At 61.9% G+C, this 16,555-nt stretch carries 18 protein-coding genes and 1 tRNA gene; 3 read left to right on the forward strand and 16 right to left on the reverse strand.

Features of this window, described 5'->3' with window-relative positions:
• Positions 1-26: 26 nt before the first annotated feature.
• Positions 27-1,640, reverse strand: a complete 1,614-nt coding sequence (locus OEZ71_RS11970) for a L,D-transpeptidase family protein (protein ID WP_318527836.1) — start codon at positions 1,638-1,640, stop codon at positions 27-29.
• Between the two features lie 323 nt (positions 1,641-1,963).
• On the opposite strand from OEZ71_RS11970, the gene OEZ71_RS11975 reads away from it, so the two are divergent.
• Complete coding sequence (locus OEZ71_RS11975; protein ID WP_263740227.1) at positions 1,964-2,533, forward strand: YcbK family protein; 570 nt, start codon at positions 1,964-1,966, stop codon at positions 2,531-2,533.
• Positions 2,534-2,610: 77 nt separating this feature from the next.
• Here the strand turns inward: OEZ71_RS11975 and OEZ71_RS11980 are convergent, their stop codons facing one another.
• The 3 genes from OEZ71_RS11980 to rlmB form a co-directional block, all read right to left on the reverse strand.
• Positions 2,611-3,087, reverse strand: coding sequence for a CoA-binding protein (locus tag OEZ71_RS11980; protein WP_263740228.1), 477 nt, complete (start codon positions 3,085-3,087; stop codon positions 2,611-2,613).
• Between the two features lie 165 nt (positions 3,088-3,252).
• Positions 3,253-3,714, reverse strand: coding sequence for a YHS domain-containing (seleno)protein (locus OEZ71_RS11985; protein WP_263740229.1), 462 nt, complete (start codon positions 3,712-3,714; stop codon positions 3,253-3,255).
• A gap of 121 nt (positions 3,715-3,835) precedes the next feature.
• Positions 3,836-4,618, reverse strand: coding sequence for a 23S rRNA (guanosine(2251)-2'-O)-methyltransferase RlmB (gene rlmB, locus OEZ71_RS11990; protein ID WP_263740230.1), 783 nt, complete (start codon positions 4,616-4,618; stop codon positions 3,836-3,838).
• A gap of 124 nt (positions 4,619-4,742) precedes the next feature.
• On the opposite strand from rlmB, the gene OEZ71_RS11995 reads away from it, so the two are divergent.
• Positions 4,743-4,826 (forward strand) — tRNA-Tyr (locus OEZ71_RS11995).
• A gap of 188 nt (positions 4,827-5,014) precedes the next feature.
• Here the strand turns inward: OEZ71_RS11995 and OEZ71_RS12000 are convergent.
• The 6 genes from OEZ71_RS12000 to OEZ71_RS12025 all read right to left on the reverse strand — a co-directional run bounded on the left by OEZ71_RS12000 (position 5,015) and on the right by OEZ71_RS12025 (position 8,043).
• Entirely contained in the window at positions 5,015-5,254 is a 240-nt protein-coding gene (locus OEZ71_RS12000) for a hypothetical protein (protein WP_263740231.1), read from the reverse strand.
• Between the two features lie 572 nt (positions 5,255-5,826).
• Complete coding sequence (locus tag OEZ71_RS20260) at positions 5,827-6,513, reverse strand: recombinase family protein (protein ID WP_412175630.1); 687 nt, start codon at positions 6,511-6,513, stop codon at positions 5,827-5,829.
• Between the two features lie 176 nt (positions 6,514-6,689).
• Entirely contained in the window at positions 6,690-6,761 is a 72-nt protein-coding gene (locus tag OEZ71_RS20265; protein ID WP_412175636.1) for a hypothetical protein, read from the reverse strand.
• 30 nt (positions 6,762-6,791) lie between these two features.
• Entirely contained in the window at positions 6,792-6,896 is a 105-nt protein-coding gene (locus tag OEZ71_RS12015; RefSeq protein ID WP_263740232.1) for a DUF2924 domain-containing protein, read from the reverse strand.
• A gap of 93 nt (positions 6,897-6,989) precedes the next feature.
• Complete coding sequence (locus OEZ71_RS12020; protein ID WP_263740233.1) at positions 6,990-7,433, reverse strand: hypothetical protein; 444 nt, start codon at positions 7,431-7,433, stop codon at positions 6,990-6,992.
• 274 nt (positions 7,434-7,707) lie between these two features.
• Entirely contained in the window at positions 7,708-8,043 is a 336-nt protein-coding gene (locus tag OEZ71_RS12025) for a type II toxin-antitoxin system RelE/ParE family toxin (RefSeq protein ID WP_263740234.1), read from the reverse strand.
• Between the two features lie 31 nt (positions 8,044-8,074).
• Here OEZ71_RS12025 and OEZ71_RS12030 point away from each other — a divergent pair, with 31 nt between their 5' ends.
• Positions 8,075-8,707 (forward strand): tyrosine-type recombinase/integrase, encoded by a 633-nt coding sequence (locus OEZ71_RS12030; RefSeq protein WP_263740235.1) that lies wholly within the window; start codon positions 8,075-8,077, stop codon positions 8,705-8,707.
• 229 nt (positions 8,708-8,936) lie between these two features.
• Here the strand turns inward: OEZ71_RS12030 and OEZ71_RS12035 are convergent, their stop codons facing one another.
• The 6 genes from OEZ71_RS12035 to OEZ71_RS12060 all read right to left on the reverse strand — a co-directional run bounded on the left by OEZ71_RS12035 (position 8,937) and on the right by OEZ71_RS12060 (position 16,428).
• Entirely contained in the window at positions 8,937-9,998 is a 1,062-nt protein-coding gene (locus OEZ71_RS12035; protein WP_263740236.1) for an ABC transporter ATP-binding protein, read from the reverse strand.
• A gap of 1 nt (position 9,999) precedes the next feature.
• Complete coding sequence (locus tag OEZ71_RS12040) at positions 10,000-11,103, reverse strand: ABC transporter ATP-binding protein (protein ID WP_263740237.1); 1,104 nt, start codon at positions 11,101-11,103, stop codon at positions 10,000-10,002.
• Between the two features lie 4 nt (positions 11,104-11,107).
• A complete protein-coding gene (locus tag OEZ71_RS12045; protein ID WP_263740238.1) occupies positions 11,108-12,046 on the reverse strand; it encodes a carbohydrate ABC transporter permease in 939 nt (312 codons plus the stop codon).
• Positions 12,043-12,900 (reverse strand): carbohydrate ABC transporter permease, encoded by an 858-nt coding sequence (locus OEZ71_RS12050; RefSeq protein WP_263740239.1) that lies wholly within the window; start codon positions 12,898-12,900, stop codon positions 12,043-12,045. The genes OEZ71_RS12045 and OEZ71_RS12050 overlap by 4 nt, the downstream gene beginning before the upstream one ends.
• A 66-nt stretch (positions 12,901-12,966) precedes the next feature.
• Positions 12,967-14,595, reverse strand: coding sequence for an ABC transporter substrate-binding protein (locus tag OEZ71_RS12055; protein ID WP_263740240.1), 1,629 nt, complete (start codon positions 14,593-14,595; stop codon positions 12,967-12,969).
• A 99-nt stretch (positions 14,596-14,694) separates the two neighbouring features.
• A complete protein-coding gene (locus tag OEZ71_RS12060; RefSeq protein WP_263740241.1) occupies positions 14,695-16,428 on the reverse strand; it encodes a sigma-54-dependent Fis family transcriptional regulator in 1,734 nt (577 codons plus the stop codon).
• Positions 16,429-16,555 lie beyond the last annotated feature (127 nt).

Here is a 16,555-nt window from a genome sequence, read left to right on the forward strand (position 1 = left end):
GGACCCAAGTGGCCCCGGCGACAGAATTAGCCCCGAAGTTCTGGCAAGACCACCCCGGCGGCCACCAGTGCGTCGAAAATCCGCCCGTCCCGTCCATAGACATCGCGGCGGAATTCAATCTCCCCCCGTGCCGAAGGCCAGGCGGTGAAGTAGACCAGATGCACTGGCACCGGTTGCGTAAGCGGCACCGTCACTTCACGGCCAGTATTCAGGTGGCGGCGGAACTCTGCCTGCGGATCATCGCTTTGACGCGCCAGCAGCGTGTAGGCGAGATCGAAAGGCTTGCCGAGCCGGATGCAGCCATGGCTGAAGGCGCGCACCTCCTTGGCGAAAAGCGATTTCGACGGCGTATCATGAAGATAGATGTTCCACTTGTTGGGGAACATGAACTTCACAAGGCCGAGCGCATTCGAGTTCGATGGCGGCTGCGACATTGCGAAGGGGAAGTTCCGCGCCGTGAACTGGGTGAAATCAACCTGGGTGCGATCGACAACCTGCCCCCGCCGGTCGGTGATCTTCAGATGACCGACCGAGTTCGGGTTCTTCTGCAGCATCGGCAGATATTCTTTGACCGTGATGGACCGCGGCACATTCCAGGTCGGATTCACGACCATGTGTTCCATCTGGTCGGAAAACTCCGGACTGCGGCGGTCATGCTGGTTCATGCCGACGACCGTCACAGTTTCAAACGTGACCTTGCCGTCATCAACCACCTTGGCGGTGAAATCCGGCAGGTTAACCCAGATATGGCGCTTGCCGAGCGATATGCCGTTCATCCAGCGCATCCGCTCCATCGCGACGAGCACGGAATGCAGCCGTGTTTCAGGCGAAACATTGATTTCGGTCAGTGTACCGGGACCGGCGACACCGTCGGGTGCGAGCCCGTGTTCGATCTGGAACCGCTGTACCGCCTTCTGTATGGCGCCATCGTAATCCTGCGTCGACGTGCGGTGCAGATAGCCCATCCGGATCAGGCGGTCGCGAAGCGAGATTACCGCCGCCCCACTGTCGCCGGGTTCAAGTTTCGTGCCATCAGCGGGGGCACCCCAGCCGCCCGCAGCGATGGTGTCAGTGAGGCTGAACATGGCGCGGCGGAGCTGTTCGTATTCGCGCGACTGCGGCGGCAACGACCGCAGATAGGCCCGCGGCTCGGCCGCAGCGAGGCCCCGCAAAGTGGCAAGCGGATCTCGGTAGGGCACCTCGCGCACGATCCCGGGATCGACGCTGGCCGGAACAAGCACCCCGGTCTGGACATCCTTGGCGTAGTGAAGAAAGGCTTCGGTCACAGCCACTTCGAGCCGCCCGCGCTGACGCTCGGATGACAAGGCCGCGAACCGCTCGCGTAATTCGGCATCCCCATACTGGCCTGCAGGCAGTCCGTGATCGCCTGCAGAGGCCAAGGCGCGGAACAACGCCTCGCGCCGGGCGGCATCCTTGCCCGACGTCCAGAGCGGCGCATAATCCCGTTCGCGGTAGAACGCGGCAACTGCCGGGTCCGATGCGGCGCTTTCGGCAACGGCCTGCTGAAACGCGAGCCCCTCGCCCTGCGCCGCACCGGTAAGCCCGATGAGCAGTATGGCGGCGACCGAGGCCACATGGCGTAGATTATCCAGTGTCTGTGCGCGCAGCGCCATCGTCATGACCGTTCCCCTCAAGCCGTCTTCGCCTGTTTCATGCAGTTTCGGGAAACTCGGCCTTCAAGTCCATTAACGAAACAGTCATCCCGCCCCTGACCCTCATTTCATTGTCGCATTTCGGCAACGACAATCGGAATTGTATTGCAGAAAAACCACGCAGAATCGCTTTCAGCGAAATCTCGCCGATGACGCTTGAAATTCCAATCCGGGGACAATTGCCCGGTTGGCGCGGGAATCGTCTTGTGCCATAAAGTGGCAGCACTTGGGGATTGTGCAATAAAAGCCGCTGATAAGGCGGCGAAAACACACGGGACAGGCGTCAAGCCATGACAGATCATTCGACCTCGGGTTTCTCTCGGCGTGGACTTCTTGCGGCCTTCGCTGCGACCGCAGTAGTCGCCGCTCCGACATGCTCCAACGCCTTCGGTCTGCTGCGTGGCGCGGGCGACGTCCGCCGCATCCGCATGTATTCGGGCCGGACTGGGGAAAGCATCGACACGATCTACTGGATCGAAGGCGAATATGTTCCCGAGGCCCTGAACGAGATCACCTATTTCATGCGCGACTGGCGGTCGGATCAGACCAAGGATATTGACCCGCGCATGATCGACATCGCTGCCGCCTCTCACAGGCTTCTGGATGTCAGCGAACCCTACATGCTGCTTTCGGGCTACCGCACGGCGCAGACGAACGCGATGCTGCGCTCGAAGTCGCGGCGGGTGGCGCAGAATTCTTTGCACATGAAGGCGCAGGCGGCGGATCTTCGGCTGCGGTCGCGGTCGGTCAGCCAGATGTATCGCGCGGCATCGGCCTGCGAAGCCGGCGGCGTCGGCAAGTACAGCCGCTCCAACTTCGTCCATATGGATTGCGGCCCGATCCGCACCTGGGGCAGCTGAGGCTGGTCAAATTCTGAAGACGGGCGCCGGTTCTGCGGCGCCTTTTTTATTTGGCCCGCCCGTTGCAGCGGCCCGGTTCAGAGTTTCGATGAGATGACGCCCGTCGCGAAGCCGCCCATGCGCAACTCGCCGTAAAGCCGCTGGTATTCGATCTTGGGGCAACGGTTCTGCACCACCCTGATCCCGCGCTCCTCGGCCCGCGCCGCGGCCTCGGCATGTTCCACGCCGATCTGCATCCAGATTGTCTTCAGCTTCGGCAGTTCCGCCAGCGCCTCGTCGACAATGGCCGGTACCGCGTCCGAGCGGCGGAAGATGTCGACCATATCCACGTTCATATCCTTGGGAATGGAGGCAAGATCGGCATAGACGGTGCGGCCGAGGATCTCGCCCCCAGCGTGACCGGGATTGACCGGGATCACGGTAAAGCCCTTCAGCCCTAGATAGCGCGCGACATAATAGGACGGCCGCACCGGATTGGGCGACACCCCGACCACCGCGATCACGCGGGTCGATGTGAGGATGCTGCGCAGGAAACTGTCGGAATAATCGGTCATGAAGGCCCATTGCCAGAAAAAGGCGCCCGATCCAAGGGGACGGGCGCCAGTCGCGGAACGAGGGACAGTGAATTGAAACGCGGCTGTTCCGGTGCCACGTTTCCAAAGAATTATGTAGGTATTGCCATTCGACTTTAAAGATTCCGTCGCGCAGTTGTGATCACATCACTGGCCGAGTGCCGCGGGCCAGTTTCCGTTGGCAAGAGCGATATTGCCGGGAATGTCGCCGCTCCAGATCGTGCGGACCTCGGTCGAGAAGTTCATGTACAGTCGGCCGTCATGAACCGTGAAGGCCTCGGGAACCGTCGGGGCGATCGCCCCTTTCGACATCGCATAAGCACAATAGCCGCCATATTGCGGCGCGTATCCGGCGGGGTTCATTTCAAACGATTCCATCGCCTCGGCGCTGGCAAAGTACCACAGCGCGCCGCGCCAGCGCAGCGCGTGGGCCGCCTTGCCCATCACCGGACGGCCATCGGTGAAATAGGCGACCGGGTCATAACCGCCCATCGCGACCCCGTTCGGGGCATAAACTTCCGGCTCCGCAGCCAAGGCCGGGCGCAGAATGGTTCCTGCAACGGGGATCACGAGGATAGCAGCGATAAGCGCGCGGCGGGTCAGTGTCATGGTGGTTCCTCAAGGGCGGGTGCCCGGTTGGCCTCAAGATGACATCACCCGGAGCTTCGTGAAAGATGCCTCCCGCAAGCGTGATCGAAAGTGGGGCAAGGGTGATCTATAGAACCGATGTCTAGCGCGTTGCCGCCGCGTAGAGCGCGACCGCCGCCGCGTTGGATACGTTGAGCGAGCCGAACGTGCTGGCGAAGGGGATTTTCACAAGGTGATCGCAGGTTTCGCGGGTCTTTTCCCTGAGGCCCGGCCCCTCGGCGCCCAGAACAAGGGCGACAGGCCTTTGACCCGTATCGGCCAAAGCCTCGGCCAATGTCTTGTCCGCCTCGCCATCAAGGCCCAGTAGCACGTAACCCATGTCCCGCAGCCGTTCGAGGGCCTCGGCAAGATTGCCGATGCGCAGATAGGGCTGGCGTTCCAGCGCGCCGCTCGCCGTCTTGGCCAGCGCCCCGGTTTCGGGGGCCGCATGGCGGGCCGGGGCGATGACGGCACGGGCGCCGAATACCTCGGCCGAGCGCAGGATCGCGCCGACATTGTGCGGGTCGGTCACCCGGTCCAACGCAACAACCAGCGCCCGCCCCTGCCCCGCCGCGCAGACCTCGTCGAGCCCGCCCCAGGCCAGCGGCTTCACCTCCAGCGCCGCACCCTGATGGACGCTGTCGGCCCCGAGCGGCACATGGGAATCGAACTTGCGCGGATCGACGATTTCGGGCTCCGGCCCGCCTGCACCGAGCGCTTCACCCAGCCGGTCAGCGGCATTCTTGGTCACCACCAGACGCAGTTTCTCACGCGCGGGATTCATCAAAGCGTCGCGCACCGCATGCAGCCCGAAGAGCCACACGGTTTCGGCCGCCGCAGCCCGCCTCGCGCGTTCCTTTTCGATCACCCAGGCGGGTTTTTTCATTGTATCAGGTCCCTTTGCCGATGGCGGCTGACAATGCGCCCTGGGCCCGAATGACGCAAGACCGCAAACGTGGATTTTCTTCCTTGACGCCTATCAGCCCCTCGCGTATTCCCGGCCCCGCGTCGGGCGACGTGCTGCAAGGTGCGGCAGCGGACTGTAACTCCGCCGGGGAGACCCATGCCTGGTTCGATTCCAGGGTCGCCCACCATCCACCCTCCCATTCAGAGCCAGATATTTCTGCACGCGGTATTGTGCCGTGGTTTCCGCGCCTTGTGCGGAGCAGGCTCCGAACATCGGCGGCATTTCGTCTCTGTAAGGGGCCAGAAGCTGCGGTTTCCGCACAAAGTCTCTGAGGGCGGATTTCGCGTGATATCTCTCCGTGGTCTGTGCTGCGGATCAGGCGGCAGGGAACCCAAGGGCCCGGCGCTGGTCGGACCAGGCGAGCGGGAGTTCCGGCAGATCACGCAAGGCCTTGGCCGTAAGGTCAGCGTGCTGGCGGCCTTCCAGGATCGCCTGTGTGATGTCCGGCGCGAGCCAGGCCAGCGGCAGGATGCGGCTGATGGCGCCGGGACGCAGCTGCTCCCGCTCGGTGAGTTCGGCAACGGAACCCGCCCGGCCTTCAATGAGACCCTGCATCCAGCGCCGCGCATCCGCGACCAACGCGATGAGGTTCGGATCGCGCTGCGGAACACGTTGTCCGCCCGCAGCACGATCGGACGGTTCCGGCCGTTGCGTTGCAGCGTGATCGGTACCTTGATCGGAGGGGCGAGCACTTCGGACGCAACAAGATCATTGAGGAGCGGTGCGAGATTGACCCGAAAGCTCACAAGTCCTTCCCGCAGCTCAACTCGATGCAGATAGGCTGAAAGGCTGTCCATGCCGCTCGCACCTGAGAGAGCGGATGCGTCCTTCGGGGCCTGCTCCAGCGCATCAGAGATTGCTTCGGGACGAACGCCGGCGGTGGCCAGCACCGATGTCAGCCAGGCACGGTCCAGTAGGCGCCGCAGGATGGTCTCTCGTACGACACTCTCCAGAGGACCAGCCGGACGGCGATCTACTATCCGTCTGTCGTCAGCGTGATCCGGCTTCGACACATGGTACCAGTAGCGTTTGGACAGCCGAACCGATCCGGATCGTACCGTCCGCATCGCGTAGCTTGTCCTCATCGGGCAGCCGTGCTGGTTGAAGAGGTGGCCGTCAAGCCAGCGTTAGGCGGGCTTGCGGCGACCGGATATCGGGCCGCCGCCGTTGCCGTCGAGATGCTCCTGTACACGTTGCCAGGTGGCTTCATCCACGATCGCAGCATGCTGACCGATGTGAATGTCACCCTTGTGACGGACCTTGCCGACATAGGTTGCGTTTTGCAGGAGATGATAGAGTGCGCCGGACGAGAATGGCTGCCCGCCGGTCACCCGTCCGTGTCTTTCCGTCTGGACCTTGCTGACGATCCCGAGCCGGCCGAGCCGTCGCCGCGAGACCGGGACGGAGCCGGCCTCCAGATACTCCCGGAAGATTGTCCGCACGGCGTCCGCCTCGTCGGCGTTCACGATGAGCGCCTTGTCCTGTGCCTCATAGCCAAACGGCACGGCGCCGCCCATCCACATGCCCTTCCGCTTCGAGGCCGCCACCTTGTCTCGGATGCGCTCCGCAGTGACCTCGCGCTCGAACTGGGCAAACGAGAGAAGCACATTGAGCGTGAGCCGCCCCATCGACGAGGTCGTGTTGAAGGCCTGGGTCACCGAAACGAAGGAGACGCCTGCCGCATCGAAGATCTCCACCATCTTTGCGAAGTCCGACAGGGCCCGCGTCAACCGGTCCACCTTGTAGACCACGATCACGTCGAGCCGCCCCGCGCGGACATCTTCAAGCAGCCGTTGCAAACCCGGACGTTCCATCGACCCGCCGGAGAAGCCGCCGTCGTCGTAGCGATCGGAAAGTTCCGACCAACCCTCCTATCGCTGGCTCAGGATGTAGGCGCTGCAGGCCTCCCGCTGCGCTTCGAGCGAGTTGAAGCTCTGCTCCAACCCCTCTTCCGTGGACTTCCGCGTATAGATCGCGCAGCGCTGCCGGATCATTGCCCGTCCTCTCGGAGCCCGAAAAACCTGGGTCCGCTGCGCGGTGTCCCCGTCATCGCCCGCGCCACGGCGGAGAGGGAGGAATAAGGCTTTCCCTTTCAGATCACGTTCTCCGCAGTGACGAGCACTTCGTGGGTCTCCCCGCCCCACGACTTCAAGAGCCGGGTGCCTGAGGCGGCGGGTGGTGCGGAGAGACCGTTCACCGCATCTTCCGCGTGTGCACCCCCTGCCCTCCGGGTCATGACCGCCTGCCATTGCCGACGAACCGCCGAAGACTCGCCGCCCTCCGCGTCGGCCTAGATCTCCCAGGCGAGGACGAGCCGCATGAGGCGCCCCGAGAGTGTCGGCGGCGGCTCTCCGCGCCGCGCTTGCCAGAGCTGCCGCAAATCAGCTGCCTTCGCTCCGGCCAGTACGGCAAGATCAAGGTCGGGAGGCCTGTGCTGCGCGGGCTTCGCTGCCATCGCTTCAGCCCTGCAGCCGGTATGCCTTGCGACCGCCCTCCTCGGACAGGACGGCCGGAAAGCCGCGCGGCCTGCACCGGTAAGGAAGTATGTTGCCGCGTCTGCAGTCTCGTCTCCGTCGGGGATCGCCTGTTTCGCGAGCCCCTTCGTCACGAGGGCTTCCAGAGCGCGATCATGGACCTTCCCGGCAATCCCCTCCGGTGCGAGCAGCAATGCGCCTTCATCCCGTGTTGCGGCGTTTGCGATCAAGGCAGCTTCTGTCTTGCTCAGTTTGGTCATTCCCGGTCACTCCATTCACGGCGGCGCCCCATGCACCGCCAGGTACTGACCGAAGGCCCGAAACCCGGGCCGAGCACGCGCCACCCAAGTGTCGGCGCTCACCTGCGACTACCGCTTCCCTTGCACACGTAGTCCAGCGGTTGCTTCAGAAGATCGGGGGAAACGGCCCTTTGCCGACATCCAGCGACTGGCAGCGATGCTGCGGTCGCAGCCCGCATTGCTGCCATTCAGGTTCGACGCAGAAAGTCGGAGTCAGATTGTTCGGAGATGGATCTCAGAGGTGCCGCTCGACATCCATGCTCTGATGAAGGATCCGCACGACCACGATATCGTCTTCGCTCTTGCGAAAGAAGATGACATGGCGCCCGGACAGGTATTTCTGCATTCCCTCCGCAATCGACACCGGCCTCCCCGTCCGGTCGCCGCGCGCGTGTTGGTCAACCGCGTTGATTAGGTCGGTGTTACAGGCGACCGCTTGTTCTGTGGACCAGCGCTGCGCGGTGAACAGCCAGATGTCTTCAAGGTCGGCCTCCGCGAGCGGAGAATACAGTATCCGTGTCATTTCACCCGGCGTGTCGGCGGTGCATACGAGCCTGGAAGGCTTCTGCATTCAAGGGACGGGGCGGGCCGGAGGAGATGCCATGACCATCGCCAATCTTCCCGCCATCCGCGCCTGCCGCCCCGCCTGGAACAAGTGCCATCTCGTCGGCCAGAAGCGGCCTCTGCTGCCGAAGCATGTCTGGGCGATCCGGGTCCGGCTCGAACTGGCCGGGAACATCCGCGACCTCGCGATCTTCAATACCGTGATCGACAGCAAGCTCAGGGGCTGCGATCTGGTGAAGCTCGAGGTCGCCGATGTCTATGCGGCGGGACAGGTGAAGGAGCGCGCCTCGATCATCCAGAGCAAGACACAGAAGCCGGTCCGCTTCGAACTCTCCGAGGGCACGCGGAAGTCGCTGGAGGACTGGTTCAGAAACCCGCTGATGATCGGTTCGGAATATCTCTGGCCCGGACGCTTTCATGAGCGGCTTCATATCTCAACGCGCCAATACGCCCGCCTTGTGCGCGACTGGGTGACGTCGATCGGGCTTGAGCCAAGTTCCTACGGGACGCATTCGATGCGGAGGACGAAGGTCGCCGAGATCTATCGCAAGACCGGCAATCTGCGTGCCGTGCAACTCCTCCTGGGGCACACCAAGATGGACAGCACGGTCCGGTATCTCGGTGCCGAGATCGAAGACGCGTTGGCCATCGCCGAAGGAATCGAAGTCTGAGCCGTAGGACCCTCCGGATACGGGCGGCCCATAGCGACATTCGCGACGGGGTTCGACGCCACGGCGCAGCTTCCGCGAAGCTGCCGTTAGCGCTTGGTTGCAGCATTTCCGTCGGTCGAACGGCAATATAGCGGACAAGGACGAAGCCGCTGCGCGGCAATGGCTCTTGCGGCTGAGGTATTGAGCGACCTGCGAGGGCGCGATATCTGTGTCAGATTCGGTGCGGCGCTTACAGCCGCACGCCATCTGGGCCAAAAAAGTGCAGCCGCCTGGCATCCACGCTGACGGACTGCCAGGCGCCTTCTTCCAGAACCACCTGGCCCGGCGCGCGGATCTTGACGATCTGTTTGCCGGCGCGTGCATTGACAATTGTGTAGCCACCCAAAGGCTCCACTGTGACGATGCGCACCTTCAAGGACGGGTTGCCTTGGGTTTCGCCCAGCCAGATATCCTCGGGGCGCACTCCCAGTGTTCCGACCCCACCCTTCTGCGTCGTGCCGACAACCGGGATACGGGTGCCTAGGGCATCGCTTTCAAAATGCAAGGCGTTGTCCGAGAACCTTCCCTTGAAGAAGTTCATCGGGGGCGACCCGATCACACCGGCGACATCAATCGAGCATGGTTCGGTATAGACCTCGTCCGGGGTTCCGATCTGGGCGATCCTGCCGCCGATGATCACTGCGACACGGTCGGAAATCGCCATCACCTCCTCCTCGTCATGACTGACATAGACAAAGGCCTGATTATTCTCGCGTTGCAGGCGTTTGAGCTCGACGCGCATCTCTTCGCGCAGGCGGGCATCGAGCGCGGCGATGGGTTCATCCAGAAGCATGGCGCGGGAATGTGCGGCAAAGGCCCGGCCCAAAGCGATGCGCTGGCGTTCGCCGCCGGACATCTGCGCGGGGTTTTTGTGCAGGATATGGCTGACATGCAGCACTTCGGAAACCATATCCAGCCGATTGGAAATCTCGGCCTCCGGGGCACCACGTTCCTTCAATGGGAAAATGATGTTCTCGCGCCCGGTCATGTGCGGAAACAGCGCGAGGTTCTGGAACACCATCGAAATGCCGCGTGCCGAGACGTCCAGCCCGGCCGCGTCCTGACCGGCAATCTCGACGCGGCCCTCATCCGGGCTGAGCAGGCCGAGGATCAGTTTCAGGATCGAAGTCTTGCCCGTCGAAGGCGGGCCGAAGATACCAAAGAACTCGCCCTGCCGGACCGACATGCTGATCGGTCCGAGCGTGAATTCAGGATAGCGTTTGACCGCTTCCGTGATCTTGATTGCGTCCATCTTACACCCCTCCCAGCCTGCGGCCGGTCTTCATGTCGAATGCCAGGCTCTTGTCCGACGGCAGGAAAAACGGCACTTCATCCCCGACCCGAAGCTGGTCCAGATCGTCAAAGGCCAGGAACAGCGTGTCCTGCACCTGAAGATGGGCGAGCCGTTTGGGCCCGACGCGCTCCAGAACCTCGACCTTGCCGTGCATGGTAATGTCGTCGCCGCCACGCTTTTCGCCGAAATAGATATCCTGCGGGCGCACCCCGAAGGATCCGCCATGCACCGATCCGTCACAGGTAAAATCGGCACGCACCTTCCCCGAAAGCGGAATTTCGGCCCCGCCATGCAGCATCAGATGCAGCGCGCCTCGTTCTTCGCGCAACTCACCGTCCACAAGGTTCATCCGCGGGCTGCCGACGAAGTTGGCGACAAAACGGTTCTGCGGGTCGTTGTAGATATCCAGCGGCGCGCCGTATTGCATCAGGCGGCCCCGGTCGATGATGGCGATCTTGTCGGCGAGGCTCATCGCCTCGATTTGATCATGGGTGACATAGATCATCGTCTGGCCAAACTCGTGCTGAAGCACCTTCAGCTCGGCCCGCATGTAGGCGCGGAAGCCTGCGTCAAGGTTCGACAGCGGCTCGTCCAGAAGGAAGATCCGCGGCTCGACAATGGCCGACCGTCCGATCGCCAGTTTCTGCATCTCGTTAACCGAGAGGCTGGATGCCGGCTGATCGAGGCGATGAGAGATGCTCATCCGCTCGGCCATCGCCTGCACGCGGCGTTCGATTTCAGGCTTGGCGACTTTCTTAACCTCAAGCCCATATGACAGGTTCCTGTAGACGCTCAGATGGGTGAAGATCGCGTAGTTCTGGAAGACGAAACCGATATTGCGGTCCTGGATACGCAGGCCCGCGAGGTCCTGCCCGTCAAACAGGATCTGCCCCTCCGTGGGCTCTTCCAGCCCGGCGATCATGTTCATCGTCGTGGTCTTGCCGCAGCCCGATGGCCCGAGAAGGGCGACGAATTCGCCCTCTTCGATGTCGATGGAGAAGTCGCGCACGGCAGTGAACTCGCCGAACCGCTTGGTCACGTTTCTGATCTGGATGGAGGACATGGCGTTACCCCTGTTTCCTGGCCATGTAGGCAAGGCCCTTGGCAGCGATGACAGAAAGGACGATCAGGATCGTCAGGCCGATTGCGGCCACATAGGACCATTCCAGATCGCCAAAGGTCTGCTTGTAGAGAAAGACCGAAATGGTTTCAGTCTGCACGCCCGGACCGCCCTTGGTCATGATGTAGATGAGGTCGAAGATCTTGAAGCACTCGACCGTGCGCAGCACCAGCGCGATGATGATGACAGTTTTCATCCGCGGCAGGATGATCTTGACGAAGTTCTGCCAGTTCGACCCGCCGAGAAGCCGCGCCGCGAGAAGTTGATCGGAGGGCACGCCCAGCATGCCCGCGAGCAGGATCAGGAACATCAGCGGTGTCCATTGCCAGATGTCGGCAACGATCACCGAGATCATCGCCCGGTTCACGTCGGTCAGCCACGAGAAATCCGCCGGAAGCCCCAGATGCGCGTTGACCGGCCCGGTGCCCTGAAAGAGCAGGAAGAACATCAGCCCGACGACCGCCGGCACGATCATCATCGGCGTCAGCAGGATCGAATAGAAGAGCTTGCGGCCCGGGAACTGGTCGATGAAGAGATAGGCCAGCGCCATACCCAGAAAAAACTGTGCAGGGACCGCGACGATCATGATCAGCGCCGTCCGCCAGAGTGCGCCCCAAAGCCGGGGATCGGTGGCAAGCGTCAGGTAGTTGTCGAACCAGCTGAAGACCTCCCACGCGCTGTACCAGGGGATGCCTTCCAGCGGCGTCCACCAGGTCACGCTGAGATAGAGCTGCATGAAGAAGGGAAAGACCACGATGAAGAGCAGCAAAAGGAAGGTCGGCAGGATGAACCAGAAGCCCATCTTCTGTCCGTCGCGGGCCACACTTGCCCAATAGCCCTGTGGTCTGGTGGTTCTGGCTTCGCCCGTATGTGCTTGATCGGTCATTGCTTGAGTGCTCCGAAGGTCAGGCCGCGCACCAGATGTTTCTGGATCATCAGCCCGAAGACGACTGGCGGGATGGCGGCGATGACGCCAAGCGCGGCCTTCATGCCATACATCTGCCCGCCCATGGCCGAGGTCAGCGTGGCCATATAGACCGGCAGCGTGACCCATTCCTTCTGCGTCAGCATCAGCGCCAGCAGGTAGTCGGACCAGTTCAGGATGAAGACGAACAGCGCGCAGGTCGCCAGCCCCGGTTTCACGATGGGCAGGGTGATGCGGTAGAAGACCCGCCAGTAGGAACACCCTGATACACGGGCCGCGTCCTCGATCTCGACCGGGACCTCTTCGAAGAAGGTCTTCATCAGCCAGAAGGCAAAGGGCAGCGTCACGATGCCGTAGATCAGCGACAGGCCCCACCAGGTATCCACCGCGCCGATAAAGGCCCACATCACCATGACCGGGATCATGACCGCCAGCGGCGGGAACAACCGCAGTTGCAGGACCGAGAGCGGCAGCGATTGCGCCAGCCCGAAACGTACCACGGCATAGGACGCCAGCGTGCCCGAAACGACCGCAAGCGCCGTGCCGCAGACCGAGGTGACGAGGCTTGCAATCAGCGGGCCGGTGATGGTGCGGTCAAGGCTGACGACCAGACCTTCGGCACGGCCGTAGAAGATGAACTCGAAATTCTGCCAGGTCGGGTCTTGCGGCAGCCAGGTCAGCCCGGCGACGGTCGTCCATTCCGGATAGGGCTTGAAGGCCATCGTGACCATCCAAAGCAGCGGATAGAGCACGACCGCGCAGGCCAGAAGGATAAAGAGATATTTCAGCGCCAGGGCGCCCGGTGACGGTTTCATCGCTGTCTCCCTGAAATCGTGGGCTGGTCTGACGGGGTGGAACCGACCCACCCCGCCAGAGCCGGGTCAGGCCGGATCGACGAGCGTCGGCCAGGTGGCGCGGCTGGCCTGGATCGCCTCGACGATGCCATTGCGGGCCTGCCGCTTGATGATCTTTTCCCACTTGCCCTGCGCCGCATCCATGGCGTCGCGCACCGATTTCTGGCCAGTGATCGCCGCCTGCAGCTCTTCGTCCAGCGCGTTATCCAGCGCGGTCTGGCCAGCGAAGTTGATCGAGGGAACCGACCGGGCGATGGTCGCCGGGATCGTCTCCATCGAATAGGGCTGGTAGCTCTGCGCCACGAGCGGTTCCTTGAAATTCGCCTGCTGGAACGGGTCGAAATAGCCACCGGGGTTGCCCGCCATCCAGGTATAGGTGCGGGTCGAGCTGAGCCATTGCAGGTACAGATAGACCGCCTCGGGATGCTTCGACTGCGACGAAATCCACGCAGTGATGCTGTAATAAAGCACCGAACGACGGTTGATCTGATCGCCGAAGCGGCGCCCGACCGGAAGGTGGCTGCCGATCATGCCCGTGGCTTTCGATTTCGGCGTGCCGTCGGGGTTGAACCCGTCACCGAACTTTACAAGGTTAGTGTAAATCGCGGTATGCGGGATCTGCAGGTTCCACATGGTGGCGTAGGCCTCGGCCCATGTGAAGGTCAGCGCGTCGGGCGGGCTCCACTCGAAGGAGCGGACATGCTCCTCGGCGCATTGCAGGCCAAGCTCGCTGTTCAGGTTCGGGCTGCCATCTTCGTTGAAGAAGAAGAAGTTCGGGAAATCCATCGAGGCGAAGCGCGCATAGAAGGTGGCCAGCCCCCAGAACGGGCTCATCAGGTTGCCATTGCCGTACATCGGACCATTGCCGAAATCCTTGCCCGTGAAGAATTTCGAAATGCGGTCGACCTCTTCCCATGTGTCAGGCGCCTTCAGCTCTGCCCCGGTTTCGGTCAGGAACGCCTCCTGCACGCGCGGGTCTTCGTAAAGACCCTTGAGGTAGAACCAGGTCTGATAATCGCCGTCGAGCGAGAAGGAATAGTAATCGCCCGCGTAGGTATAGAGGAGCTTCTCGTTTTCCGGCGTCGTCGTGCCGCGTTCGGGATCACCCCAGTCCGGCTGGTACTTCGCCACGAAGTCAGAGCAGTTCACCGCGCCACCCGACGACACCAGATCGCCGGTCGAGTTCCACGGGCCGGTATAGATGTCAAACGTGCCACCCCCGGTGGTCACATCCTGCATCACCTTCTTGAAGATGTCTTCGGCCGGTGCGCCGATGATGTCGATCTCGATCCCGGTCTCGCGTTCCCAGACCTCCTTGGCAGAGGGCGCCCCTTCCGGGAACGGGTTGGTGATCTGGCCAATCGCTCCGTCGGTCAGCAGCATGGAAATCTTGGTAGGCGCATTGCCCGCCGCCTGAAGCGCCTTGATCCCCTCGATCGCCCGACCTTCGGACATGGTGTTGTTGTACTGGAACCGTTCGGCGCCCTCAAAGCCGGTTGGTCCGCCGGTCATCCCCGCGGCATAGCCATTGGCAAAGGACGGCGTCGCGATGAACGACCCGATCCCGCCGAGGCCAGCGGCGGCGACGGCGGCGGATGAGTTTTGCAGGAATGCCCTGCGGGTCGGGTTCGTGATGGTTTGCGAACTGTATTTCATTCCTTCCTCCCTGATCGGCATTCAGATGGTGCCAATCAGAAGAAAGCAACGACCATGCCAGTCCGGCCAACTCAAACAGTCAAGCCTTTTAGATCATTGTTATTGCAATATTAAATTCTCAGGTAGATCGTCGATCCCGACCACACCGTCATTGCTGAGCGCCAGGCACAGTTCGAAGACGTTGATCATCTCACGGATGTTGCCTGGCCAGTCATGGGCCATCAGCGCCTCTTCCGCAGGCTTGGAAAAGCGCATCACAGATCCGTCCGACACCAGCGCGGCGATCTGCCGGATGACCCAAGACTTGTCTGTCCGGTCCCGCAGCGCCGGAATACCCAGAACCACACCGTTCAGCCGGTAATAAAGGTCCTGCCGGAACTGCCCCGCATCGACCAGCGACTTGAGATTGCGGTGCGAGGCCGAGATCACCCGGATGTCGACAGGCACGGGTTTTGTCGAGCCAACCGGCATCACCTCTTTTTCGGCCAGCACCCGTAACAGACGCGCCTGCAAGACCAACGGCATGTCCCCGATCTCGTCCAGGAACAGCGTGCCGCCATTGGCCTGTTCGATCAGGCCCTTCTTGCCCTTTGAATTGGCCCCGGTAAAAGAGTTGGGCGCATAGCCGAACAATTCGCTCTCGATCAGCGCCTCGGGCAAGGCGGCACAGTTGATCGCAACGAAGGGTCCCTTCTTCTTGCGCGAGGCATGGAGCGCCTTGGCGACATATTCCTTGCCGACGCCGGTTTCACCTTCAAGGATGATGCTGATCTGCTTGTCGACGATCCTTGCCGCCTTCTCTGCAATACTCTGCATGCTTGCGTCGCCGCCGTGGATTTCCGCAAGCGGCTTTGGCAGGACAGATCGCGCCGGGGCGCGTTCACGCCGCAAGGGCGCCTGCACATCGGCAAAGATGACCTGTCCATCGGACAGTTCCAGCGCCTGTTCCCCCGGTGTCTCGGCATTAACAAGGCAGGGTATTTCATTGAAATCGAAATCGAATACTTCCTCAAATGGTTTGCCCACAAAGGACTGCGCATTGGGGGTCTGAAGACCCTGTGTCTTGGAGAACAACTGATGCGCGCCGTGGGTCAGCCCCGAAATCGTTCCGTCCGGGGCCACCGAAATTGCGCAACTTGGATCGACGCCAAGAAACTCGGACGTCCGGTTCAGCCGCAAAATCCAGTCGGATTTGCGCGAATTCATCAGATTGGCCAGTTCGATCCGGCGAACACAGGACTTGACCACTTCCAGCGTCAGGGCCTGGGAATATTTCTCGGTCGGTGACATCAGCAAGGAAACGTCAAGCACACCGATCAGCGCGCCGTCCGAATGATAGATCGGCGCGGCGGTGCAGCTTAAGGGCGTATGCGCCATGTCGAAATGGTCGGTCTGGTGGATGACGATCGCCTCTCCCGATGTCAGGCAGGCGCCGACGCCACAGGTTCCGGCGTTCTGTTCGCTCCATTCGGAGCCGATATAAAGGCCCGCCCGCTTCAGTTCGCGGTCCACCTTTTCGTCCCCGATGAAATCGACCGTCACCCCCTTGGCATCGGTCAAAAGCAGCACATAACCCATGGAGTTGACCCGCCGGTAGAGATCCTCCATCCCGAAGCGGGCGATGGTCATCAGGTCTTCGGCTTCCTGCTGATGCTGACGCAGGACATTCTGGGGGAGAATTCGGGCCTCGCCCTTGTGTTCGGGGTCAAGTTTGTAGTCGTTCAGGCAGCGCAGCCAGGACTGGACAACCTCGGGGTCGCGCGACGTCTGTTTGCCCTCGGCGGCCGAGACGATTTCTTCCACATGCCGCGCGAACGCGATTGACTGATCCATGACGGCGCCCCTCCCAAAGCGTCGACCCCGCCATCGGCCCACGGAACTGCGCGGGCGATGACGAGGCGAAACTATCAACAAAACAAGGGTATTGCGAGTCTTTTGAGGCTTGGCGGCAGGACGGACA

Origin of the sequence: Albidovulum litorale (assembly GCF_025751495.1) — a bacterium.
Lineage (GTDB): Bacteria > Pseudomonadota > Alphaproteobacteria > Rhodobacterales > Rhodobacteraceae > Albidovulum > Albidovulum litorale.